Source organism: Pseudomonas sp. S1_G07 (assembly GCF_054668565.1).
In genome coordinates, this window is record NZ_CP162778.1 from 5,540,336 (window position 1) to 5,564,036 (window position 23,701).

A 23,701-nucleotide genomic window follows, 5' to 3' on the forward strand; every position below is an offset into this window, starting at 1 on the left:
CGCTGAACTGATGTGAAATGCGATCTGAATGTGGGAGCGGGCTTGCTCGCGAATGCGCTGTAACAGTCGCTGCATGTGTTGGATGACACACCGTTTTCGCGAGCAAGCCCGCTGCCACATTTGATTCGTTACCCCTTCAGGACCGTCGGTCTTCCCATTCAGCGACGTTCGATTGGCACGAACTTGCGCTGCTCGACGCCGATGTACTCGGCGCTTGGACGGATGATGCGGTTGTTGGCGCGCTGCTCGAACACATGCGCTGCCCAGCCGGTCAGGCGCGAGCACACGAAGATCGGCGTAAACAGCTTGGTCGGGATACCCATGAAGTGGTACGCCGAGGCATGGTAGAAGTCGGCGTTGGGGAACAGTTTCTTCTGCTCCCACATGGTTTTGTCGATGGCTTCGGAGACCGGGAACAACACGGTGTCGCCCACCTCGTCAGCGAGCTTTTTCGACCAGCCCTTGATCACTTCATTACGCGGGTCGTTGTCTTTGTAGATCGCGTGGCCGAAGCCCATGATCTTGTCCTTGCGCGCCAGCATGCCGAGGGTGCCTTCCACGGCCTCTTCGGCCGAGCCAAAACGCTCGATCATCTCCATCGCCGCCTCGTTGGCGCCGCCGTGCAGCGGGCCACGCAGCGAGCCGATGGCCGCGGTGACGCAGGAATACAGGTCCGACAGGGTCGAGGCACACACCCTTGCCGTGAAGGTCGAGGCATTGAATTCGTGCTCGGCGTAGAGAATCAACGAGACGTTCATGACCTTTTCATGCAGCTCGCTCGGCTTCTTGCCGTGCAGCAGGTGCAGAAAGTGGCCGCCGATGCCGGGCTCGTCGGTCACGCAGTCGATACGCTTGCCGTCGTGGCTGAAGCGGTACCAGTAGCACATGATCGCCGGGAAGGCGGCAAGCAGACGGTCGGTAACGTCGCGCTGCACGCTGAAGTCTTGCTCCGGTTCGATATTGCCCAGGAACGAGCAACCGGTGCGCATCACGTCCATCGGGTGGGCGTCGGCGGGGATGCGTTCGAGCACTTCCTTCAGCGCCTGCGGCAGGTCGCGCAGTTTGCCCAGCCTGGCGCTGTAGGCGGCCAGTTCGGCTTTGCTCGGCAGCTCGCCGTACAGCAGCAGGTACGCGACTTCTTCAAACTGCGCATCGGCGGCCAGTTCGCGCACGTCGTAGCCACGATAAGTCAGGCCGGCGCCGGCCTGGCCCACGGTGGACAGTGCGGTCTGCCCGGCGACCTGGCCACGCAGGCCGGCGCCACTCAATACTTTTGCTTCAGCCATGTTCGTTCTCCAATTTTGTAATTGTTCAGGGAACCACCTGTGGGAGCGGGCTTGCCCGCTCCCACAGGGTTTATTTTTTCGCGGCGAACAGCGCGTCGAGCTTCTGCTCGAAGGTGTGGTAGTCGATGCGATCGTAAAGCTCCATGCGGGTTTGCATGGTGTCGATCACGTTCTGTTGGGTACCGTCGCGACGGATCGCGGTGTAGACGTTCTCGGCGGCCTTGTTCATGGCGCGGAAGGCCGAGAGCGGGTACAGCACGATGGAAACATCGGCAGATTTCAACTGTTCGGTGGTGTACAGCGGGGTCGCGCCGAACTCAGTGATATTGGCCAGGATCGGGGCCTTCACCTTGGCGGCGAACAGCTTGTACATCTCAAGTTCGGTGATGGCCTCCGGGAACACCATGTCGGCGCCGGCTTCGATGCACGCGGCAGCCCGCTCCAGCGCGGACTCCAGGCCTTCGACGGCCAGGGCGTCGGTGCGCGCCATGATCACGAAGCTGTCATCGGTGCGCGCGTCCACGGCGGCCTTGATGCGGTCGACCATTTCCTGCTGGGACACGATTTCTTTGTTCGGGCGATGGCCACAGCGCTTGGCGCCCACCTGGTCTTCGATATGGATGGCGGCGGCGCCGAACTTGATCATCGACTTGACAGTGCGCGCCACGTTGAACGCCGAGGAGCCGAAACCGGTGTCCACGTCCACCAGCAGCGGCAGGTCGCACACATCGGTGATGCGACGCACGTCGGTAAGCACGTCATCCAGACCGGTGATGCCCAAGTCAGGCACGCCGAGGGAGCCTGCGGCTACGCCACCACCGGACAGATAAATCGCCTTGAAGCCGGCGCGCTTGGCCAGCAGCGCGTGGTTGGCGTTGATCGCGCCGACCACCTGCAACGGCTGTTCACTGGCGACCGTGTCACGGAAACGCTGGCCGGGTGTGCTTTTATTATTCGAACTCATGACTCACCTCTATCAGGAGCACCGTCCGGGAAGTGACGGGCAATGTTGCGTTTGGACGCGCCGATATGCCGGCGCATCAGCAGTTCGGCCAGTTCACCGTCTCGATCGGCAATCGCGTCAAGAATGCGGTGATGCTCGGCAAAAGCCTGGCGTGGACGATTGGGCGTGGCGGAGAACTGGATGCGGTACATGCGCACCAACTGGTACAGCTCTCCGCAGAGCATTTGCGTGAGGGTGCGGTTGCCGGCACCTTGAATGATGCGGTAATGAAAATCGAAGTCGCCTTCCTGCTGGTAATAGCCGACACCGGCCTGGAACGCCGCATCCCGTTCATGGGTGTGCAGCACTTGGCGCAGCTCTTCGATTTCAGCGTCGGTCATGCGCTCGGCGGCCAGGCGGCAGGCCATGCCTTCCAGGGACTCACGGATCTCGTAGAGCTCGACCAGTTCGGCGTGGCTCAACGAGACCACCCGGGCGCCCACATGGGGCACGCGTACCAGCAGGCGCTGGCCTTCCAAGCGGTGGATCGCCTCACGCAGCGGCCCACGGCTGATGCCGTAGGTGCGCGCCAGCTCCGGCTCGGAGATCTTGCTGCCGGGGGCGATTTCACCCTTGACGATCGCGGCCTGGATACGGCGGAAGACATTCTCCGACATAGTCTGGGATTCGTCTGAAGCGGCGACCGGGGATTCCGATTGAACCAGCATATTGTCGACACCTTTAAAATCAATGCCGGAAAAACTAGCCAATCAGACCCAGATAGTCAAAGAATAAATCAACATTGTCGACAATCGTCTAATAACCGCAGGTGTACACTTTAAGAGCATGGCCGCCTGCCAGCCCTGGCGTCAGAAAAGCTTCATGTTAGAATGCCCGCCGCTTTTGCCTGACATCATTGGATGAAACGGCGCACGAGGGAGTTTGCGCAGCAATGCCAGTCGCCTTGAATTGAACATCGCACGGCACCGCCTCGGGATCTATGAGACTTAAGCCCTTCCCCCTGTTTTGCCTACTGTGCCTGCCGAGCCTTGGCGTTGCCGCCGAGAAGACTGTGTATGGCCTCAACGAATATGCGCAATTGGCCGGCATCGACCTGGAGGTCGCCGCCAAGCTGGACACCGGTGCCAAGACCGCCTCCCTCAGCGCCCGTGATATCAAGCGCTTCAAGCGCAACGGCGAATCCTGGGTACGCTTCTACCTGGCCATCGATACCGCCCATTCCCACCCCATCGAACGCCCCCTGGCCCGCGTCAGCAAGATCAAGCGCCGCGCCGGTGACTACGACCCCGATGAGGACAAGAACTACACCGCCCGTCCGGTGATTGCCCTGGATATCTGCATGGGCACCGCTTTACGCAGCATCGAAGTGAACTTGACTGACCGCAGCGCTTTCCAATACCCGCTGCTGATCGGCTCCGAAGCGCTGAAACGCTTTGATGCGCTGGTCGACCCCAGTCTTAAATACGCAGCAGGCAAGCCCGCCTGCGCCGCCGACGCTCATACCGCCGAGTAAACCGAATGCGCGCTCTAACCCTGCACCTGAGAATCCTGATCGCCATCCTGGTGGTGCTGGGTATTTCGGTCACCGCCTATCAGATCTTCGTGCTCGGCATCCCCGTCACCGAGGATGCCACCGACGACTTGTGGAACATCGACGCCAAGGTCGAGTTCATCGCCAACCCGAAGGACCCGGTGAAGATCCAGATGTTCGTCCCGCCCTTGAGCCGCGACTTTGTCAGCCTCAATGAGAGTTTTATCTCGAATAACTACGGGGTCAGCGTCAACCGCATCGATGGTAACCGCAAGGTCACCTGGTCGGCGCGCCGGGCCAAGGGCAACCAGACCCTGTATTACCGCCTGGTGCTGACCAAGCGCTACAGCGGTGAAAAAACCAAGATCAAGGGCCCCACCTTCCGCGACAGCATCGCCGTGGAAGGCCCGGAAAAAATCGCCGCCGAAGCCCTGCTGGCGCCGATTCGCCAGCATTCGGCCGACGTCGAGACCTTCATTACCGAAGCGATCAAGCGCACCAACAACCTCAATGACGACAATGTGAAGCTGCTGCTGGCGGGCGACCCGTCCACGCCGCACAAGGCCAAGATCGTCGAGTTGCTGCTGTCCATCGCCCACGTGCCGGTGGAAAAGGTCCATACCATCCGCCTGGTCGCCGACCAGCCGCAAAGCCCGGAGCTGTGGCTGCGCAGTTTCAATGGCAACGACTGGCTGTACTTCAACCCGGAAACCGGTGAACAGGGCCTGCCGGCTGACCGCCTGCTGTGGTGGACCGGCGATGAAAACCTGATCACCGTCGATGGCGGCAAGAAAGCCGTGGTCACCTTCAGCCTGAACAACAGCGAAATGAACGCGATTCGCCTGGCCAAGCTGACCGACGAGAACACCGACGCCAACTTCCTCGAATACTCGCTGTACGGCCTGCCGCTGCAAACCCAGCAGACCTTCATGATCATGGTGATGATCCCGATTGGCGTGCTGGTGATCCTGATCCTGCGCAACCTGATCGGCCTGCAGACCCTGGGCACCTTTACCCCGGTGCTGATCGCCCTGGCATTCCGCGAGACGCAGCTGGGCTTCGGGATTGTGCTGTTTACGGTGATCACTGCACTCGGGTTGTCCCTCAGGTCATACCTTGAACACTTGAAACTGCAGATGCTGCCGAGGTTGTCGGTGGTGCTGACGTTTGTCGTGGTGCTGATCGCCGCCATCAGCCTGTTCAGCCATAAACTTGGCCTTGAGCGCGGCCTGTCGGTGGCGCTGTTCCCGATGGTGATCCTGACCATGACCATCGAACGCCTGTCGATCACCTGGGAAGAGCGCGGCGGTGGCCATGCCATGAAGGTGGCGATTGGTACGCTGTTCGCCGCGTCCCTGGCGCACATCATCATGAGCGTGCCGGAGTTGATCTACTTCGTGTTCACCTTCCCGGCAATCCTGCTGATCCTGGTGGGTTTCATGCTGGCCATGGGGCGTTATCGCGGCTACCGCCTGACCGAACTGGTGCGCTTCAAGGCCTTCCTCAAGGCTGACTCGTAATGTTCGGCTTCTGGAAGACCTGGAAGGCCCTGGAAGCGCGGGGGATCATGGGCATTAACCGGCGTAACGCCGACTACGTGCTCAAGTACAACAAGCGCAGCCTGTACCCGATCGTGGATGACAAAATCATCACCAAGGAGCGGGCCATCGCCGCCGGCATCCATGTGCCGCAAATGTACGGGGTGATCTCCACCGAGAAGGAAATCGACAAGCTCGACGAAATAATCGGTGGGCGCAGCGACTTTGTGATCAAGCCGGCCCAGGGCGCTGGCGGTGACGGCATCCTTGTCGTGGCCGACCGCTTTGAAGGGCGCTACCGCACGGTGTCCGGCAAGATCATCAGTCATGAAGAAATCGAACACCAGATCTCCAGCATCCTCACCGGCCTGTACTCCCTGGGCGGCCACCGCGACCGTGCGCTGATCGAATACCGCGTGGTGCCCGACCAGATCTTCAAAAGCATCAGCTACGAAGGCGTACCGGATATCCGCATCATCGTGCTGATGGGCTACCCGGTCATGGCCATGCTGCGCTTGCCCACCCGCCAGTCCGGCGGCAAGGCCAACCTGCACCAGGGCGCGATTGGCGTGGGCGTCGACCTGGCCACCGGCCTGACCCTGCGTGGCACCTGGTTGAACAACATCATTACCAAGCACCCCGACACCACCAACGCAGTGGACGGTGTGCAATTGCCCAACTGGGACGGGTTCATGAAACTCGCCGCCGGCTGCTATGAGCTGTGCGGGCTGGGGTATATCGGGGTGGACATGGTGCTGGACCAGGAAAAAGGCCCGCTGATCCTGGAGCTGAACGCACGGCCAGGGCTGAATATCCAGATCGCCAATGACTGCGGCCTGACCCTGCGCACCCACGCGGTGGAGGCTCGGCTTGAAGAACTGAAAGCCGCGGGCGTAACGGAAACCGTGGAAGAGCGGGTGAAGTTCGTGCAGGAAATGTTCGGGCATATTCCGCCGGTGGAAGGCTAGAAAAACAGCTACGAGTTGTAAGCTGTAAGCTGCAAGAATGTGCAACCGTGTTTTAACTTGCAGCTGAAAGCTTGAAGCTTGCCGCTGCCGCCAAGGCCCCTCATGTCGACCTGCTCCGTACACCCGCTGCCCTACCGGGCCAACCCCGCCGAGTATTTTGCGGCGATCCGCCACGCCCCCGGCGCCGTGTTGCTCGACAGCGGCCGCCCGGCGGCCGAACGCGGTCGTTATGACCTGCTCAGCGCCTGGCCGGACGCGACGCTGACAGTCGAGCCTGACGAAAGCGGCGGTGATTTCCTGCAGCGGCTACGGCAAAACCTTATCCGCCTGGGCGAAGCGGCCCTCCCCCTGGGGTTGAGTTGCCCTTTGCCGGCGGTTTGATCGGCTACCTCAGTTATGACTTTGGCCGACACCTGGAACACATGCCGCACCTGGCGGTAGATGACCTGCACCTGCCGGATGCGCGCTTTGGCCTGTATGCCTGGGCACTGATCAGTGATCACCAGGCGCAGACCAGCCAGTTGGTCTTTCATCCCGCGCTGGCCGATAGCAAGCGGCAACGCTTGATCGTGTTGTTCAGCCAGGCCGTTGTCGACACATCGGCAACCTTCCAGCTGCTGGGCCCAATGGCCCCGGACCTCAGCACCGAGGCTTACCGCCAGGCCATCGCGCGCATCCAGGACTACATCCAGGCCGGTGACTGCTACCAGGTCAACTTCGCCCAGCGCTTTCGCGCGCCGTGCCTCGGCGATCCGTGGGTGGCCTATTGCGCCTTGCGCGACGCTTGCCCGACACCGTTTTCAGGGTTCCAGAGCCTGCCGGATGACGGCGCGGTGCTGAGCCTGTCACCGGAGCGTTTCGTCAGGGTCAGCGAGCGCCACGTTGAGACCCGCCCGATCAAAGGCACCCGCCCCCGCGGCCTCACGCCCGCAGAGGACGCCGCGAATGCCGCCCAATTGCTGGCCAGCCCCAAGGATCGCGCCGAAAACCTGATGATCGTCGACCTGCTGCGCAACGACCTGGGCCGCACCTGCCGCACCGGCTCGGTGAGCGTGCCGGAGCTGTTCAGCCTGGAAAGCTACCCCAACGTGCACCATCTGGTCAGCAGCGTTATCGGCGAGTTGGCCGCCGACAAAGACGCCCTCGACCTGCTCGCGGGCAGCTTCCCCGGCGGCTCCATCACCGGCGCGCCGAAGATTCGCGCGATGCAGATCATCGACGAGCTGGAACCGACGCGGCGCGGCTTGTATTGCGGTTCGCTGGTGTACCTGGACGTGCGCGGCGAAATGGACAGCTCCATCGCCATCCGCAGTTTGCTGGTCAAGGATGGGCAAGTTTGCTGCTGGGGCGGCGGCGGGATCGTGGCGGATTCGCAGTGGGAATCGGAGTATCAGGAGTCGCTGACCAAGGTGCGGGTGTTGTTGCACACGTTGGAAAATCTGTAGCGCACAGGCCCTTCCATGACGCTTGGGCGCAACACCCAGCAGCAGAAGAAGCCTGAATCAGAAACGCTGTGGACGAGGTATGAACTGGAGGATAGCGTCCAACTCCGACCGTCCACCCGCAACCTGTGAAGGATCACATGAAGCGACTGCCTGCTCCTCAGAAATCATTTCCGGGATTGCACATCCCATCGACCGCACCCATAATCTCCCAAATTGGGAGAATCCAGCGATGCGGATAATCGCTCTCTCGACCTTACGGATATTCTGGGACAGCCACCCGGCTTATATCGACTCGAAAACGCCGTTGATCGAACTGTATCGACATCTGGAGAAGACCAATTATCCCACGCCACAAGCGCTCAAAGCGGAGCTCAGGACAGCGAGCATTCTCAAAGGTGGCAGGGTGGTTTTTAACGTGGGCGGCAACAAGTATCGAGTGATCATGGCGATCGATTACCAGCGACAACTTGGGTTCATACGCTTCGTGGGAACCCACGCGCAGTACGACCAGATCAACGCGGAGACCGTGTGATGGACATCAAACCTATACATTCCCAGCAAGATCTGACCACCGCGCTCGCGCGCGTGGAGCAGCTATGGGGAGCGCCTGTCGGTTCGACCGAAGGCGACGAGCTGGAAATTCTCTCCGTACTCATCGAAAAGTACGAGGCTGAGCATTATCCAATGCCTGCGTCGGACCCGGTGGAAGCGATTAAATTTCGCATGGAACAACTGGGCATGACTGCCCGCGACCTGGAGCCCTTTATCGGTACCAGCGGTCGGGTGTCAGAAGTGCTGAACCACAAACGCAAGCTGAGCCTGGCCATGATCAAGCGTCTGCATGAAGGCTTGAGTATTCCTTATGAGCGGTTGCTGGCAGGGGACTAGTGGTGGCTGAAAAGGCCTCTTCGCGAGCAAGCCCGCGAAGGGTCCATCAGTTTCAACGCATTACTTAAAGGCTCAACGGCCGATTCGACGCCTTGATGAACTCCTGCTTCAAGTCCTCAAACGTATGCACCGCCGGAAATTGCGGGAACTCGCGGATCACATTCTCCGGCGCATGGAACAGGATCCCACGGTCGGCTTCGCCCAGCATGGTGGTGTCGTTGTAGGAATCGCCGGCGGCGATGACGCGGTAGTACAGGCTCTTGAACGACAGCACCGACTGGCGCTTGGGGTCTTTCTGGCGCAGTTGGTAGCTGACCACGCGGCCGGTGTCGTCGGTGATCAGGCGGTGGCAGAGCAAGGTCGGGAAGCCCAGTTGGCGCATCAGCGGCTGGGAGAACTCGTAGAAGGTATCGGACAAAATCACCACCTGGAAACGCTCGCGCAGCCAGTTGACGAACTCGACGGCACCGTCCAGCGGCTTGAGGGTGGCGATCACCTCCTGGATGTCGGCAAGCTTGAGGCCGTGCTCGTCGAGGATGCGCAGGCGCTGCTTCATCAGCACGTCGTAGTCGGGAATGTCACGCGTGGTGGCCCGCAGGGATTCAATACCGGTTTTTTCGGCGAAGGCGATCCAGATTTCCGGAACCAGTACCCCTTCCAGGTCAAGACAGGCAATTTCCACAAGACACTCCTATTGGATGTTATTGGTTGAGCGAGCAAAAGGACTGCCGAACTCTAGCGATTCAAGCTCGCCGCCGCAACGCAGAGCGGATTTGATACCATCGCTCCCCTATAGAGCGCTCAGCGCCACTGACCTGTAGGAACCGTCCTGATGAACCAAGCCTTCGATGTCGCGGAACTCGCCACCACCTATGCCAACAAATCCGCCCAGGACATTCTCAAGCTGGCGTTCAGCCAGTTCGGCGATGACCTGTGGATCTCCTTCAGCGGTGCCGAGGACGTGGTGCTGGTGGACATGGCCTGGAAACTGAACAAGAACGTCAAGGTGTTCAGCCTCGACACCGGCCGCCTGCACCCGGAGACCTACCGGTTTATCGAGCAGGTGCGCGACTTCTACAAAATCGACATTGAACTGATCTCGCCGGACCAAAGCAAGCTCGAACCCTTGGTTAAAGAGAAGGGCCTGTTCAGCTTCTACAAGGACGGCCATGGCGAATGCTGCGGCATACGCAAGATCGAACCGCTGCGACGCAAACTCGGCGGCGTGAATGCCTGGGCCACCGGCCAGCGCCGCGACCAGAGCCCCGGCACCCGCAGCCAGGTGGCGGTGCTGGAGATCGACACCGCCTTCTCCACCCCGGAACGCACCCTGTACAAGTTCAACCCGCTGGCGCAAATGACCAGCGAGGATATCTGGGCCTACATCCGTATGCTGGAGCTGCCCTACAACAGCCTGCACGAGCGAGGCTTTATCAGCATCGGCTGCGAGCCCTGCACCCGCCCCGTGCTGCCCAACCAGCACGAACGCGAAGGCCGCTGGTGGTGGGAAGAAGCCACGCAGAAGGAATGCGGACTGCACGCCGGGAATATCATCAGCAAAGCGTAAGCCTGACCTGTACACAAGAATGTCACTATTAGTGCCATTCTTGTGTGCACTACTTAACCGACGCACCGAAACGTTACATTTCCCCTCGCCGCACAATCCCCGTCGTTTTTCTTCCTACTCGCTGAACAAAATAAATAACTGTTCGAACGGTCAATTTATAGTGCTTTAAATTCAGCCAGTTATTCTCCCCACTTATAAAAACGAAATTACCTAGGGTTTTCATAGATCGAAAACTGGCACGCATGTGGCTTAAGGTGAAAAGCTATTTGTATACAATAAATCTAAAATATACATACACTTTCCCCACCCGCCGCTTTGCTACAGATGGACTGGAGCCTGCCGGAATGCGTACAAGCCTCTCGAATAACATCGCACTGGATCTGCCCTCCTCGACCTTGAGCCCCGACGCCGCCAGCCCAGGCCCGCTGGTGCTCAGCCCACGCCTGCACAACAAGGACCTGGCGCCCACCAAAGCACAGGGCCGGCGCTGGGGGCGTTACAGCATCTTTGCGCTGTGGACCAACGACGTGCACAACATCGCCAACTACTCGTTCGCCATTGGCTTATATGCCTTGGGCCTGGGCGGTTGGCAGATCCTGTTATCACTGGGGATCGGTGCGGCGCTGGTGTATTTCTTCATGAACCTGTCGGGGTATATGGGGCAGAAGACCGGGGTGCCGTTTCCGGTGATCAGCCGCATCAGTTTCGGCATCCATGGGGCGCAGATTCCGGCGCTGATCCGCGCGGTGATTGCGATTGCCTGGTTTGGTATCCAGACCTACCTGGCCTCGGTGGTTTTGCGCGTGCTGCTGACGGCGATTCACCCAGGATTTGCCGACTATGACCACAACTCGATCCTGGGGTTATCCACCCTGGGCTGGATCTGTTTTGTGGCGATCTGGTTCGTACAATTGGTCATCCTGGCCTACGGCATGGAAATGGTGAGGCGCTATGAAGGCTTCGCCGGCCCCGTGATCCTGCTGACCATGGCCGCGCTGGCCGCCTGGATGTACTTCCAGGTGGGCGGCAACATTGCCTGGTCGGTCCGCGAACCCCTGAGCGGCGGCGAGATGTGGCGCAATATCTTTGCCGGCGGCGCGCTGTGGCTGGCGATCTACGGCACGCTGATCCTCAACTTCTGCGACTTCGCGCGCTCCTCGCCGTGCCGCAGGACCATTCAGGTCGGCAACTTCTGGGGCTTGCCGGTCAATATCCTGGTATTCGCCGCGATCACCGTGCTGCTGTGCGGCGGGCAATTCCAGCTCAACGGCCGGGTGATCGAAAGCCCCACCGAAATCATCGCCGCCATCCCCAATACGTTCTTCCTGGTGCTGGGTTGCCTGGCGTTCCTGATCGTGACGGTGGCGGTGAACATCATGGCCAACTTCGTCGCGCCGGCCTTTGTGCTGAGCAACCTGGCGCCCAGGTACCTGAACTTCCGCCGCGCCGGGTTGATCAGCGCCACCGTGGCGCTGCTGATCCTGCCCTGGAACCTCTACAACAGCCCGCTGGTGATCGTGTACTTCCTCTCCGGCCTGGGTGCGCTGCTGGGGCCGTTGTACGGGGTGATCATGGTCGATTACTGGCTGATCCGTAAAAGCCAGGTGGATGTGCCGCAGTTGTACAGCGAAGACCCGAACGGCGCGTATTACTACAGCCGTGGGGTCAATTTGCGCGCGGTCGCGGCGTTCATTCCGGCGGCCGTGATCGCCATCCTGCTCGCGCTGTTGCCAGGGTTTGCCAGCGTCTCACCGTTTTCCTGGCTGTTTGGCGCCGGTATTGCAGGGCTGCTGTACGGGCTGATCGCCCAGCGCCAGCCGTTCTATGCCGATGTCAGCGGCGAATGCATTGCAGTCGATAACGTCAGTCATTAATCAAGGACACTCCATGCGTATCCTCGTGGTCAACGTCAACACCACCGAATCCATCACTGAAACCATCGCCCAGCAGGCACGGGCCGTGGCCTCGCCGGGCACCGAAATTGTCGGACTCACTCCGTATTTTGGCGCGGAATCGGTGGAGGGCAATTTTGAAAGCTACCTGGCCGCTATTGCGGTGATGGACCGCGTGATGGCCTACGACCAGCCGTTCGACGCGGTGATCCAGGCCGGTTACGGTGAACACGGCCGCGAAGGCTTGCAGGAGTTGTTGAACGTGCCAGTGGTGGACATCACCGAAGCCGCCGCCAGCACCGCGATGTTCCTGGGCCATGCCTATTCGGTGGTGACCACCCTGGACCGCACCGTGCCGCTGATCGAGGACCGCCTGAAACTCGCCGGCCTTTACCAGCGCTGCGCCTCGGTGCGGGCCAGCGGCATGGCGGTGCTGGAGCTGGAGGAGCATCCGATGGCCGCCATGGAAGCCATCGTGCACCAGGCCGAACTGGCTATCCGCGAAGACAAGGCCGAGGTGATCTGCCTGGGTTGTGGCGGCATGGCCGGGCTGGATGAGCAGATTCGCCAGCGCACCGGCGTACCGGTGGTGGATGGGGTGACAGCGGCGGTGACCATTGCCGAAGCGTTGGTGCGGCTGGGGTTGTCGACATCGAAGATTCGCACCTATGCGACGCCAAGACCGAAGCAGGTCATAGGCTGGCCCGGCAAGTTCGGCCGCTGAGCCGAGGCGCCTGCAATCAAATCGCGCTGAACCGCTGCCCCAGCCCTGCCGCGGCAAACTGCTCAATGATGAAGTCCACAAACGCCCGGGTCTTGCCGGGCAGCAGTTTGTGCTCGGCGTAGTAGATGGAAATATTGCCGTCGTCGACATACCAGTCGGGCAATACCCGCACTACCGCGCCACTGTCGAGAAACGGCACGGCCATGGGCATGCTCACCAGGGCAATCCCCAGACCTTGGGCGCTGGCGCAACAGGCGGCTTCGGAGTCGCTCATGGTCATGCCGGGCTTAAGCACCAGCGGACGGTGCTCACGCTCCCGACTGGTCAGTTGCCAGGAGCGTACGCGCCCGGTTTGCGGCGAGCGGATCAGGATCCCCGTGCAGTGCGCCAGGTCCTCAGGCGCCAGCACCGGCGGGCGCTGTGCCAGGTAGCCCGGGCAAGCCACCAGCACCCGGTGTGCCGGAGCCAGCTTGCGTGCCACCACGCCTTGGGGCAGCTCAAAACCACCGCCGATGGCCGCATCGAAGCCTTGGCCAATCAGGTCGACCTGACGGTTATCAAAATGCCAGTCCGGGCTGATATCCGGGAAACGTTGTATAAACGCCCCCAGCAGCGGCACCACATAGCGGTTGCCGAACACCGTGCCCATGCTGACCTTGAGCGTGCCCACCGGCCGCCCTTCGGCGCTGGCCAGGTTAGCCACGGCGTTCTGGATGGTGATCAGGCTGCCACTGACTTCTTCAAGGAACAGCTTGCCAGCTTCGGTGAGTGTCAGGCGCCGGGTGCTGCGCTGGAACAGCCGCACCCCGAGGCGCACTTCCAGCTTGGCGACGCTCTTGCCCACCGCCGCCGGGGTCAGGCTCAGGTGCCGGGCGGCTTCGGCAAAGCTGCCGCCTTCAGCACTGCGCACAAAGCATTCGATACCGCCAAAGCTTTCCATATCGCGCCACTCTAAACTTTTGGTTTACACAGACTATAGCAATCGCGGTCTACCGGGGTGCACCGGCGAGGTCGATACTCGGCTCCAACAACAAGGCATCCCGCCTTGAACAGCCAGGAGATCGACATGACCACACACACCCTCAGCGGCAAAGTCGCCTTGATTCAAGGCGGTTCTCGCGGCATCGGCGCCGCCATCGTCAAACGCCTCGCCGCACAAGGCGCCGCCGTCGCCTTTACCTACGTCAGCTCGGCGGCCAAGGCGCAAGCATTGCAGAACAGCGTGATCAGTGAAGGCGGCAAGGCCCTGGCGATCCAGGCCGACAGCGCCGACGCCACGGCGATTCGCAACGCAGTCAACGCCACCGTCGAAGCCTTTGGGCGCCTGGATATCCTGGTAAACAACGCCGGCGTGCTGGCCATCGCCCCGCTGGAAGACTTCAAGCTGGAAGACTTCGACCAGACCCTGGCGATCAATGTGCGCAGCGTATTCATCGCCACCCAGGAAGCGGCCAGGCATATGGGTGAAGGCGGCCGCGTGATCAACATCGGCAGCACCAATGCCGAGCGCATGCCATTTGGCGGTGGCGGGCCGTATGCAATGAGCAAGGCGGCGCTGGTGGGCCTGACCAAGGGCCTGGCGCGAGACCTGGGGCCTCGGGGCATCACCATCAATAATGTGCAGCCTGGGCCGGTGGACACAGACATGAACCCGGCGAACAGTGAGTTTGCCGAGAGCCTGATCGGGTTAATGGCGGTGGGCCGTTATGGCCATGTGGAGGAAATTGCCAGCTTTGTGGCGTATCTGGCGGGGCCTGAGGCCGGATACATCACCGGCGCCAGCCTCACAATCGATGGTGGCTTCAGCGCCTGATACATGCAGGCGCTGGCTTGCCTGCGATAGCGTCCTCAAAATCGCCATCGCAGGCAAGCCAGCGCCTACCTGTAGGGTTGCGTTTAGTCAGGGAAAAGGCGGCAAGCCATAGGCGGCCAGGTCGAAGTCCGCGAGTTTGCGGATGATCTGGTCGGCATGGTGGTACTTGCTGTCGGCCATGGCTTCATCGGGCACGGCGATGGCGGTCATATGCGCGGCCTTCGCGGCGGTGACGCCGAACGGTGAATCTTCGAACACCAGGCAATCCTCGGCAGCAACACCCAGGCGGCGCGCGGCGGTGAGGAAGATGTCCGGGGCCGGCTTGGCGGCGCCGACTTCCGGGTCGTCAGCGGTGACGATGGTGTCGAACAGGCTGAACCACTCGCGGTGCAATGTGGTCTTGTGGCCAAACGAATGGCGCGACGAACTGGTGCCCACGGCAATCGGAATGTTGTGCGCCTTCAAGTGCCGCACCAGCGCCTCGGCGCCAGGCATGCCCAGGGCCGTGGGAAAGCGCTCGCTCATCAGCGGCTCGCGGATCTCCAGAAACTGTGCCGGCGTGATCGGCAGGTCGAGGGCCTTTACCACGTAATCGGCCAGGTCCTGGGCACCGCGCCCGATGATGTGCTGCTTGATGCCCCAATCGTAGGTGCGGCCGTAGCGCTCAGCGATGATCCGTGTCACTTCGGTGTAGATGCCTTCCGTGTCCAGCAACAAGCCGTCCATATCGAAAATCACGGCCTTGATCGGACCGACTGCGCTACGCGGTGCATTCATCACAACAAAACCCTGGAGGAAAGACTAAAAGGATTCAGCACAATAACGGCCACGCTTGTCGGCAAGCAACCCTTTAGACTGGCTGCCCACCCCTTCGAAGTGCCCATAATGCTCTACCGTCTCGCCGCCGACAGCCTGGTGCTGTTTCACCTGGGCTTCATCCTGTTTGTCGTGTTCGGCGGCCTGCTCGCCCTGAAATGGCGGCCGCTGGTGTGGCTGCATCTGCCCGCCGCGAGCTGGGGCGTGGCGGTCGAAGTGTTCCACCTGCCTTGCCCGCTGACGCGCTGGGAAAACCTGTTTCGCCAACTGGCCGGGCAAGAGGGCTACGGCGGCGGGTTTATCGAGCACTACATCCTCACGCTGATTTATCCCGCCGGGCTGACCCCGAATATTCAATGGGGGCTGGGGGCGGTGGTGCTGTTGACCAATATCGCGGTGTATACGCACATCCTCAGGCGCGGGCCGGCAGGCAGCCCATAGCGTCCAATGTGGCCTCTACCGCCTGTTCCAGCGGTGTATGGGGCTCGTGGCCAAGTGTCTCGAGCAGGCGGGCGTTTTCCATGCGCAACGGGGTTGTCCACAGGTAGCGCATCTCCTGCATTTCTCGCAAAGTCGTCACGAAAGGGGCCGCCACGTTCAGCAACCACCATGGAAAAGCACCAACGCCCGGTTGCTGCCCCGTCCTGCGTAAAACCACTCGTTGGATAGCCTGAATCATCTGCGTGCCGTCCGCGTCCAAATGCCCGGCCATATGGAAACACGCGAAGGCCTTCAGGGTTTCCTGCCGCTCAAGCAACTCGACGATCGTTCGCGCCACGTCCGGCAGATAGGCCCACTGGTGCATCACCCCTGGCGCGCCTGGGTAGCGCAGCCTCGCGACAGGCTGGCCCGGCTTGACCACGCATTGGGAAAACCAACTGCTGGCGGCCCCGGCGCCGAAAAAATCGCCGGCACGCACGATCAGCACCCGTGCGCCATGGCGCGAAGCTTCGAACAGTCGCTGCTCCAGTTGCACGCGAATCCTGCCCTTGCGGGTATGCGCGTGCTGCGGTGAGTCTTCGTGCAACACGGGGAAGGCGTCGGGCCCGAAGTTGTAGACGGTACCGGGCAACACGATGGTTGCGCCTTGGCCTATGGCGGCGGCGATGGTGTTGTCGATCATCGGCACCACCCATTCGGCCCAGTGCCGGTAACCGGGAGGATTGACGCCGTGTACGATCACCGAGCAGCCGCTGGCCGCCGCGAGCACGTCATTGCGGTTCAACGCATCCCCCTGGAGCCAGTCGAATCGCCCCTCCTGGCTGCGAGCCTTGGCCACGTCACGGGTCAATGCGCGCACCTGTCGACCGCTCGCCCACAGCTGCCGCGCCACTTCGCCGCCGATGCCACCGGTTGCCCCCAATACCAGCACGTTGCCCATGATCTGCTTTCCAGAGTAATGATGTGTGGCCATTCTGTTCGCGGCGTAGCTATACAGGAATTGCGCAAAACCGTTTAGCCGCTATACATTTATGCATGGCCACAAACATCGGTTGGGAGCTTTACCGGTCCTTCCTGGCTGTCCTCAAGGAAGGCTCGTTGTCAGGGGCCGCACGGCAGCTTGGCATCACACAGCCCACGGTCGGTCGGCATATTGCCGCACTGGAAACGGCGCTGGGCGTGGTGCTGTTCACCCGTTCACCCACCGGCCTGCTGCCGACGGCGGTGGCCCACACGCTGCGTGCCCACGCCGAGACCATGGAGCGCACCGCCGCCGCCCTCGAGCGCGCAGCCTCGTCGCAAGGTGAAGACGTGCACGGCGTGGTACGGGTGTCTGCCAGTGACGTGGTGGGCGTGGAGGTACTGCCGCCGATCCTCAGCCAATTGCGCCAGGAACACCCCCACCTCAAGGTTGAGCTGAGCCTGACTAACCGCCTGAGCGACCTGCTGCAACTGGAAGCCGACATCGCCGTGCGTATGGTCCGCCCCAGCCAGGCGCAACTGCTGGCACGCCGCGTGGGGTTTATTGAAGTGGGCTTGCATGCCCGTGACGATTACCTGCAACGACAGGGCATCCCCCAGCAGATGCAGGACCTGGCCAACCATTCGGTGATCGGCTTCGACCACGAAAATGCCTTTATCCGCAGCCTGGCGATCAAGGGCCTCGAACGCAGTGCATTCGCCCTGAGCAGTGACAGCGACCTGGCGCAACTGGCACTGATCCGCGCCGGTGCCGGTATTGGTGGCTGCCAGGTGCAACTGGCCAGGCGCGACCCTCGCCTGCGTCGAGTGCTGCCCGAGAGCTTCGCGCTCAAGATGGACACCTGGGTCACCATGCACGAAGACCTGCGCGACAGCCCGCGCTGCCGGGTGATGTTCGATGCCCTGGTGGAAGGTTTGCAGCGTTACGTACAGGCTTGAGACAGCTTCACTGGTGAAGAATCACACTCCCTCAATCCGTTCACAGACGCCGCCATGTCCGAAGCCTTCGAAGTCCCCAGCCCCCACGAAAAACACATCGAACACACCACCGAACATGCCCACGGCCGCGGGGACAATTTCGCCAGCCGCATCGCCGTGATGACGGCCCTGATGGCCACCCTCGGCGCCATGCTCAGCTACCAGGCCGGCTCCACGGAGAGCGAGGCGGCGATGGACAAGAACAACGCCGCCATCACCAAGACCGAAGCCGCTAACCAGTGGAACTACTACCAGGCCAAATCCAGCCGGCAAAACCTGGCGGAGCTGGCCACGCATATTCCGGGGGTGGATGCCGCGCATTACAAGGACGAGATCGAGCGCTACAAAAATCAAAAGGAAGAGGTGCGCAAACAGGCCGAGAAGCTTGAGGCGACCTCGCGGGAATGGGACGAAAAGTCGGAACAGGCCCTGCACCAGCACCATCGCTGGGCCCAGGCAATGACGGCGATTCAGATCGCTATTTCACTGGCGGCAATTACCTTGCTGACGCGCAAGGAATGGTTGAAACGCATGGCCTATACGGCGGGCGGGGTTGCCGTGGTGTTGGGCAGTTTGGCGTGGTTGCATCTCTAGCCATGGGGCTGGACAGGGACGTTTGATTTCAATCTGTTACAGGACCGCTTAAAGTGCAGCCCCCGAGAATTGAATCTCGGGGTTCAGTCCATGGAGTTATTCAAGTGAAGCACGTCAGTAAAGTAGTTGCAGCCGCCGTTCTCGGTTTCGCCCTCGCAGGTTGCACCGGCACCGCCATCAAATCCCCACACTACGACAGCAGCCAATACACCGTGTTGGGCCACAGTGAAGCCAGCGCCACCGGCATCATGCTCTTCGGCGTGATCCCGATCGGCCAGAACAGCCGCTTCGTGCGCGCCCAGGATGCGGCCATCAAGGCAAAAGGCGGCGACGCGCTGATCAACACCCAGGTACAGGAAAACTGGTTCTGGGCGTGGGTATTGAGCGGTTACACCACCAAGATTTCCGGTGATGTGATCAAACTGAAAAGCGCGCAGTAAAATCGCCGGGCGTTAATCAACGCCCGCGACGTATCATGGGCCGACCTCTCGAGGATGGCCCATGAACCTCAGCATCGTTTACGCCCTCGCCGCCGCCGCCCTGTTCGGCGCCAGCACCCCACTCGCCAAACACCTCGGCCTGGGCCTCTCGCCCGTGCTGCTCGCCGGCCTGCTCTACCTCGGCAGTGGCCTCGGGCTTGCCGCCGTACGCCTGCTGCGTGATCGCGGCTGGAAACCGGCCGGGCTGACCCCCTCGGAATGGCCCTGGCTGCTCGGCGCCATCGCCTTCGGCGGCATCCTTGGCCCCGTCGCCCTGATGTTCGGCCTGACGCGCACCGCAGGCGCGACCGCCTCGCTGATGCTCAACCTCGAATCGGTGCTGACGGCCGTTATCGCCTGGCTGGTGTTCAGAGAAAACGCCGACCGCCGTATCGTCCTTGGAATGGTCGCGATTGTGCTGGGCGGCGTCGCGCTGTCCTGGCCCGAAGGCAGCAGCACCCGCCAGGACTGGACCGGCCCCCTCGCGGTCGCGCTCGCCTGCCTGTGCTGGGGGATCGATAACAACCTGACACGCAAGGTATCGGCGTCTGACGCGCTGTTTATCGCCGGGGCCAAGGGGTTGATTGCAGGGGTGGTGAACTGCAGCCTGGCGCTTTATCTCGGCGCGCAGGTTCCCGACGTAGCGCAACTGGCGCCCATCCTGCTGGTCGGTTTTTTGGGTTATGGCATCAGCCTGGTGATGTTCGTACTGGCCTTGCGCGGGCTGGGCAGCGCACGGACCGGAGCTTACTTTTCCACCGCACCTTTCCTGGGGGCCGCGATTGCCATACTGTTGTTGGGCGAGTCGTTGACCGCAGCGTTCTGGATCGCATCGGCGCTGATGGCGTTGGGAGTATGGCTGCACCTGACAGAGCGCCACGCCCATGAACACCTGCATGAGGCAACGCAACACGGGCATCGGCATGTGCATGACGAACACCATCAGCATGAACATGACTTTGAGTGGGACTCGGATAAGCCACATAGCCATGTACATACCCATGGCGTGATGCGGCATAGCCATGCGCATTTTCCGGATGTGCATCATCGGCATAGGCATTGAGGGATAGACACTGATGTGTTCTTAAACCAACAGAGGCCCGCTCGGAAACCTACTTCAGCGCCAAACGATAAAGGATGGTAGCCGGCAGCTCATTCTCATCCCCCCAGTTACATCAAGACTCCAATCACCGATGTTAACCTGGCTGAGTAATGCCGAATCCCGGAGAACGGGTCATACAGACGAGATGCAGCGCTTCCTGATAATGGGACAGCTCCTTTCTTAGAGAAACGACCCGGGCACAGTCGCATTTCCAGACCATGCAAATTACCAACCTGACGATCACACGAATTAGATTGGGCAACGTCCTACAAGTCGCTCAGAAGCAAGTGTCTCCCGTTTCAAAATCGCCATACCTATAGTCGTTCGGTCGCTCCAAGCGGCCGGGTTTGGCGACTCGATGAAAATCAAGACGGAACGTAGACGAAATCATTTTCAGGCAATTGCCGTTTTTACGGTTTAGCGTGAAAAAGCTTCGTTGTTTTTATATTTGTCTTACGGAGTCACTGATGAATCAATATATGGCCCTCACCAGCAACGATAGCGCCACTCCTGCTCTTTTTGTCGATACCACTGCGCCCCTGGAGATACTACTTGACGCTGCGACGTATCGCCTTCGTGCCGTCACCCAAATCCTGGAGAATCTCGCACTACGCAGTGAAATCAGCAGCGATGCGGTTGTTCTGAGCGATTTTGCACTGCTCTGCTCAATTCCTCTGCGAGACGGGTGCGATTTACTGGATGTCATAGGGCGACGGATGGATGCGGCGGGTGCCTGATTTAACCCTCACATATTTATTCAGAACCTAGAATGACAAAACCCCTGGTTTCTTTCGAACCCAGGGGTTTTGTTTAATATCTAGTCAAAGCGTGGGGAGTTTTTTACATAAGTGGCGATATAGGTATATCGACGCTACACAACACTCTTGTGCGTGGCAACTTGAACGTCTTCTTGCCGATTAGCTGCCAAGATGGCCTGCAAACGGCCAAACGCAAGCTGCCGAACCTTAATTCTCCGTACGCTGCCCCGGATAGTGTTTGTTGCTGCTGTCCGAAAATGCCATTTTGAGAAATTCACTCTTTACGGTGCAAAAGAAAAATTTTTGATGCGTAAAAACTAAGTCTATAGTGTGAGTAGGGAGAACTTACTATGCTGCAGGCTTTCAAGGGGGCATCGTGGCAACTAAAGAATATCGTAACAATCATTACGTTCCTGAGTGGTATCAGAAAAAGTTTTTATCCGCAGACGGCGGCGAGGCTAAATTTTATTACCTTGACTTAAAGCCCGAAACAATTACTACAGCAAATGGCACACGATATAAGCGCAAGGACATGATGCGCTGGGGCCCCGATAGCTGTTTCAAAACAGAAGATCTTTATACAACAAAACTAGGCAACTTCGAATCAACAGAAATCGAAGAAAAGTTTTTTGGGAAAATTGATACTGAAGGGCACAAAGCTGTTGAGTACTTCTCTAAATTCCAGCATCCCGATGTAGATCCTCAGTCTTTTCACAATCTACTACTTTACATGAGCACTCAAAAACTCAGAACTCCGAAGGGTTTGAAGTATTTGGCATCTAAAACACAGTCACGTGACAAAAATGAATTATTATTTATGCTACAGAGACTACAGAGTTATTTTTGTGCGTTATGGACTGAATGTGTTTGGCAATTGGCTGACTGCAAGAGTACGGATACAAAACTAATACTGTCAGATCACCCCGTTACCGTATACAACAAAGGTTGTTTCCCTCAATCTGCATTGGCGAAAAAGTTAGGTGATCCTGAGGTTTGGCTGAACGGCACTCACACATACTTTCCGTTGTCGGAAGAACGCGTCCTGATTCTAACTAACCTGTCTTGGGTCAGGTGTCCGTACGGAAACCCTATGAAAGAGCGGCCAAACCCAAAGCTATTTCGAACGGCAATGTTCAACTTCACGAGCATTCAAACTCATAGAGAACTCACAGAGTTAGAAGTACTCCAAATTAACTACATAACAAAAATTCGAGCTGAGCGGTACGTTGCGGCACGAAAAAAGGAATGGCTATATCCTGAAAAAAAGGTGACACCTTCTCTATGGCCACAACTAGGGGATAGTTATTTATTAATGCCTGACCCGCGATCCGTAACATATTCTACCTCTACGATGGTTGGTTATGAAAATGGTCGATCAGAGACAATGGATGAATACGGTAGACGACCTGGACAGAAAGGTTATAGCGGTGAGAGCAATAATAGAAAAGACTGGAACAGCTTCTTAGCTTTTCAAGGTGAATACGCTAGACGATTTGGCCCGAAACGGCGCGGTCGATCATTCGAATTGAATAGAATTTCAAACGAAGAGGACTCTGATGACTATCATGCGTACCATCTGGGTTTAGAGAGAACACACAGAAAACGTTAAAAACGAGGTCAGGGGTTAGCGTTTAAATAATGTGGCGATCAAGAACAGACTCCACAATAGAGCGCGTTATATCGATTTATATGATTCCTTAACTTTATTCGCTCAAAATTTCCCGGAGGCGCCTCTCAAGTGCTCCTCTGAACAAGATTCGTAGATTGTCTGCATCGAGCTTTGAAATGGTCTCTTCAAGGTGAAGCTTAAAAATCAGGTCATGGGTGCAAGCCTCACGCCTCCGTGCTTCAAGTGCGGTGGGTGAGCAAGCAATCCCAGCGAGGAAATGAGCCGACACGCTACTCGCGGGATGAATATCGCTCTTGGCAACAGACATGACTTCCTACCTGGTTCTCAAACGATTGAAGACACGCTTACGAATCTGCGCCCTTCTCTAAGGAGTAGTGGGTCTAACACTAAGTTCATAACGGAACGAAGTGCACCCGTCTCGCGAGAAAAAAACGCACCAAAAAGACGCGCCAGTCCCATGGTGGTCCCATGGGGCTATTTTTTGGACGCCAAAAACCACAAACCCCCGACTTTCTCTAGGAAAATCAGGGGTTTGTGTTTGTAGAATGTGGCGGTGAAGGAGAGATTCGAAAGTACCCGCACCCTCAATCTCGCGGCCGACGCCCCGGAATACAAGGGCTCCAGCGGTGCCAGTTGCGCAAAAGCATTCCCACGACATTCCCACGAGCATCAGCATGCACCTCAGTACGCGTGAGCGTCACACGTATAGGGGGATGGAATTCGAAATCTAGAGGGGGGCAAAAAAAGAGTAACATAAGTAATCTTGACCACTTTTTACGCTCAAACCATTGAAATCAAAGGGTTTTACGTTTCGGCCAAAAGGTAATTTTTAAGTAATATTGAAGTAATCTGATTACTCTTTATAAATGTAATTCTCACACTTACAAAAATCCTTTAAAAACAATAGCTTGGCAAATAATTACCTTTTCAATTACTTCTCTGCTACTCCTTTTTGTAATACCGAACCCCACGGAATACAAGGCCTCCAGCCCATTACCCAGACGTGGTTACTGAAATTACTCTTTTTGAAATACCCCCCTACCTGCCCAGCAACGCCTCCAGACCTTTCGGACAAGCCTTCCCTCGGTGCAGGGAAAAAGGGGGCAGATTTATTTAACACTGGGTTTCGCGTCGCACGATCAAGACACAGCCCCCTCTGACCCATTCCTGATAAACTGCCCACCCTTCGCATTATCCGTCCCTGATCCCAATGCCCTCAGTCATAGCGCCACCGCAAGCCCTCTCCCGCCGCTTCTCCGCTGCCCCGATAATGGATTGGACCAACACATTATAAAATCCTTTAAAA

General features: G+C 58.8%; 23 protein-coding genes and 1 pseudogene. 17 read left to right on the plus strand and 7 right to left on the minus strand.

Annotated elements, in window-relative coordinates; genetic code table 11:
• Positions 1 to 158: 158 nt before the first annotated feature.
• From prpC to AB4O05_RS25195, 3 genes are all read right to left on the minus strand, one after another.
• Complete coding sequence (prpC, locus tag AB4O05_RS25185; RefSeq protein ID WP_460134734.1) at positions 159 to 1,286, minus strand: bifunctional 2-methylcitrate synthase/citrate synthase; 1,128 nt, start codon at positions 1,284 to 1,286, stop codon at positions 159 to 161.
• A gap of 70 nt (positions 1,287 to 1,356) precedes the next feature.
• Entirely contained in the window at positions 1,357 to 2,250 is an 894-nt protein-coding gene (prpB, locus tag AB4O05_RS25190) for a methylisocitrate lyase (RefSeq protein ID WP_460134733.1), read from the minus strand.
• A complete protein-coding gene (locus AB4O05_RS25195) occupies positions 2,247 to 2,957 on the minus strand; it encodes a GntR family transcriptional regulator (protein WP_460134732.1) in 711 nt (236 codons plus the stop codon). Before AB4O05_RS25195 ends, prpB begins: the two co-directional genes overlap by 4 nt.
• Positions 2,958 to 3,229: 272 nt before the next feature.
• Here AB4O05_RS25195 and rloA point away from each other — a divergent pair, with 272 nt between their 5' ends.
• The 6 genes and pseudogenes from rloA to AB4O05_RS25225 all read left to right on the plus strand — a co-directional run bounded on the left by rloA (position 3,230) and on the right by AB4O05_RS25225 (position 8,620).
• Positions 3,230 to 3,763, plus strand: coding sequence for a retropepsin-like aspartic peptidase RloA (gene rloA / locus AB4O05_RS25200; RefSeq protein WP_460134731.1), 534 nt, complete (start codon positions 3,230 to 3,232; stop codon positions 3,761 to 3,763).
• A gap of 5 nt (positions 3,764 to 3,768) precedes the next feature.
• Positions 3,769 to 5,301 (plus strand): osmotic stress tolerance membrane protein RloB, encoded by a 1,533-nt coding sequence (rloB, locus tag AB4O05_RS25205; protein WP_460134730.1) that lies wholly within the window; start codon positions 3,769 to 3,771, stop codon positions 5,299 to 5,301.
• Positions 5,301 to 6,287, plus strand: a complete 987-nt coding sequence (locus tag AB4O05_RS25210; protein ID WP_460134729.1) for an alpha-L-glutamate ligase-like protein — start codon at positions 5,301 to 5,303, stop codon at positions 6,285 to 6,287. Before rloB ends, AB4O05_RS25210 begins: the two co-directional genes overlap by 1 nt.
• 102 nt (positions 6,288 to 6,389) lie before the next feature.
• Positions 6,390 to 7,732 (plus strand): annotated as a pseudogene (gene pabB, locus AB4O05_RS25215) (aminodeoxychorismate synthase component I).
• A gap of 229 nt (positions 7,733 to 7,961) precedes the next feature.
• Positions 7,962 to 8,264, plus strand: coding sequence for a type II toxin-antitoxin system HigB family toxin (locus AB4O05_RS25220; RefSeq protein ID WP_460137747.1), 303 nt, complete (start codon positions 7,962 to 7,964; stop codon positions 8,262 to 8,264).
• Positions 8,264 to 8,620, plus strand: a complete 357-nt coding sequence (locus AB4O05_RS25225) for a helix-turn-helix domain-containing protein (RefSeq protein ID WP_460134727.1) — start codon at positions 8,264 to 8,266, stop codon at positions 8,618 to 8,620. The genes AB4O05_RS25220 and AB4O05_RS25225 overlap by 1 nt, the downstream gene beginning before the upstream one ends.
• Positions 8,621 to 8,684: 64 nt before the next feature.
• On the opposite strand, the gene thrH is transcribed toward AB4O05_RS25225, so the two are convergent.
• Positions 8,685 to 9,302, minus strand: a complete 618-nt coding sequence (gene thrH / locus AB4O05_RS25230; RefSeq protein WP_460134726.1) for a bifunctional phosphoserine phosphatase/homoserine phosphotransferase ThrH — start codon at positions 9,300 to 9,302, stop codon at positions 8,685 to 8,687.
• 150 nt (positions 9,303 to 9,452) lie between these two features.
• Between thrH and AB4O05_RS25235 the strand changes: the two genes are divergently transcribed.
• The 3 genes from AB4O05_RS25235 (at position 9,453) to AB4O05_RS25245 (ending at position 12,803) form a co-directional block, all read left to right on the plus strand.
• Entirely contained in the window at positions 9,453 to 10,187 is a 735-nt protein-coding gene (locus AB4O05_RS25235; protein WP_460134725.1) for a phosphoadenylyl-sulfate reductase, read from the plus strand.
• 344 nt (positions 10,188 to 10,531) lie between these two features.
• Complete coding sequence (locus AB4O05_RS25240; RefSeq protein WP_460134724.1) at positions 10,532 to 12,061, plus strand: NCS1 family nucleobase:cation symporter-1; 1,530 nt, start codon at positions 10,532 to 10,534, stop codon at positions 12,059 to 12,061.
• 13 nt (positions 12,062 to 12,074) lie between these two features.
• Positions 12,075 to 12,803 (plus strand): aspartate/glutamate racemase family protein, encoded by a 729-nt coding sequence (locus AB4O05_RS25245; RefSeq protein ID WP_460134722.1) that lies wholly within the window; start codon positions 12,075 to 12,077, stop codon positions 12,801 to 12,803.
• A gap of 16 nt (positions 12,804 to 12,819) precedes the next feature.
• On the opposite strand, the gene AB4O05_RS25250 is transcribed toward AB4O05_RS25245, so the two are convergent.
• Positions 12,820 to 13,743 (minus strand): LysR family transcriptional regulator, encoded by a 924-nt coding sequence (locus tag AB4O05_RS25250; protein WP_460134721.1) that lies wholly within the window; start codon positions 13,741 to 13,743, stop codon positions 12,820 to 12,822.
• Between the two features lie 126 nt (positions 13,744 to 13,869).
• Here AB4O05_RS25250 and AB4O05_RS25255 point away from each other — a divergent pair, with 126 nt between their 5' ends.
• Positions 13,870 to 14,616, plus strand: a complete 747-nt coding sequence (locus AB4O05_RS25255) for a 3-oxoacyl-ACP reductase family protein (RefSeq protein WP_460134719.1) — start codon at positions 13,870 to 13,872, stop codon at positions 14,614 to 14,616.
• Positions 14,617 to 14,703: 87 nt separating this feature from the next.
• Here AB4O05_RS25255 and AB4O05_RS25260 read toward each other — a convergent pair whose 3' ends face one another.
• Positions 14,704 to 15,393 carry an HAD-IA family hydrolase gene (locus AB4O05_RS25260; protein ID WP_460134718.1) on the minus strand — a complete coding sequence of 230 codons (690 nt, stop codon included), beginning with the start codon at positions 15,391 to 15,393 and terminating at the stop codon, positions 14,704 to 14,706.
• Between the two features lie 108 nt (positions 15,394 to 15,501).
• Between AB4O05_RS25260 and AB4O05_RS25265 the strand changes: the two genes are divergently transcribed.
• Positions 15,502 to 15,873, plus strand: coding sequence for a DUF2784 domain-containing protein (locus AB4O05_RS25265; RefSeq protein WP_460134716.1), 372 nt, complete (start codon positions 15,502 to 15,504; stop codon positions 15,871 to 15,873).
• Here the strand turns inward: AB4O05_RS25265 and AB4O05_RS25270 are convergent.
• Positions 15,845 to 16,813 carry an NAD(P)H-binding protein gene (locus tag AB4O05_RS25270; protein WP_460134715.1) on the minus strand — a complete coding sequence of 323 codons (969 nt, stop codon included), beginning with the start codon at positions 16,811 to 16,813 and terminating at the stop codon, positions 15,845 to 15,847. The two genes, AB4O05_RS25265 and AB4O05_RS25270, sit on opposite strands and share 29 nt — an antisense overlap.
• A 95-nt stretch (positions 16,814 to 16,908) precedes the next feature.
• Here AB4O05_RS25270 and AB4O05_RS25275 point away from each other — a divergent pair, with 95 nt between their 5' ends.
• From AB4O05_RS25275 to AB4O05_RS25300, 6 genes are all read left to right on the plus strand, one after another.
• Complete coding sequence (locus tag AB4O05_RS25275) at positions 16,909 to 17,793, plus strand: LysR family transcriptional regulator (protein ID WP_460134714.1); 885 nt, start codon at positions 16,909 to 16,911, stop codon at positions 17,791 to 17,793.
• Between the two features lie 54 nt (positions 17,794 to 17,847).
• The gene (locus AB4O05_RS25280) at positions 17,848 to 18,426 is read left to right on the plus strand and encodes a DUF4337 domain-containing protein (protein WP_460134713.1); all 579 of its coding nucleotides are present in this window, start codon (positions 17,848 to 17,850) and stop codon (positions 18,424 to 18,426) included.
• A gap of 104 nt (positions 18,427 to 18,530) precedes the next feature.
• A complete protein-coding gene (locus AB4O05_RS25285) occupies positions 18,531 to 18,866 on the plus strand; it encodes a hypothetical protein (RefSeq protein WP_460134712.1) in 336 nt (111 codons plus the stop codon).
• Between the two features lie 61 nt (positions 18,867 to 18,927).
• Positions 18,928 to 19,968 carry a DMT family transporter gene (locus tag AB4O05_RS25290; protein WP_460134710.1) on the plus strand — a complete coding sequence of 347 codons (1,041 nt, stop codon included), beginning with the start codon at positions 18,928 to 18,930 and terminating at the stop codon, positions 19,966 to 19,968.
• A gap of 506 nt (positions 19,969 to 20,474) precedes the next feature.
• Positions 20,475 to 20,744, plus strand: coding sequence for a short-chain dehydrogenase (locus tag AB4O05_RS25295; RefSeq protein WP_460134709.1), 270 nt, complete (start codon positions 20,475 to 20,477; stop codon positions 20,742 to 20,744).
• A 397-nt stretch (positions 20,745 to 21,141) separates the two neighbouring features.
• A complete protein-coding gene (locus AB4O05_RS25300; protein ID WP_460134708.1) occupies positions 21,142 to 22,374 on the plus strand; it encodes a DUF4238 domain-containing protein in 1,233 nt (410 codons plus the stop codon).
• Positions 22,375 to 23,701: the final 1,327 nt, after the last annotated feature.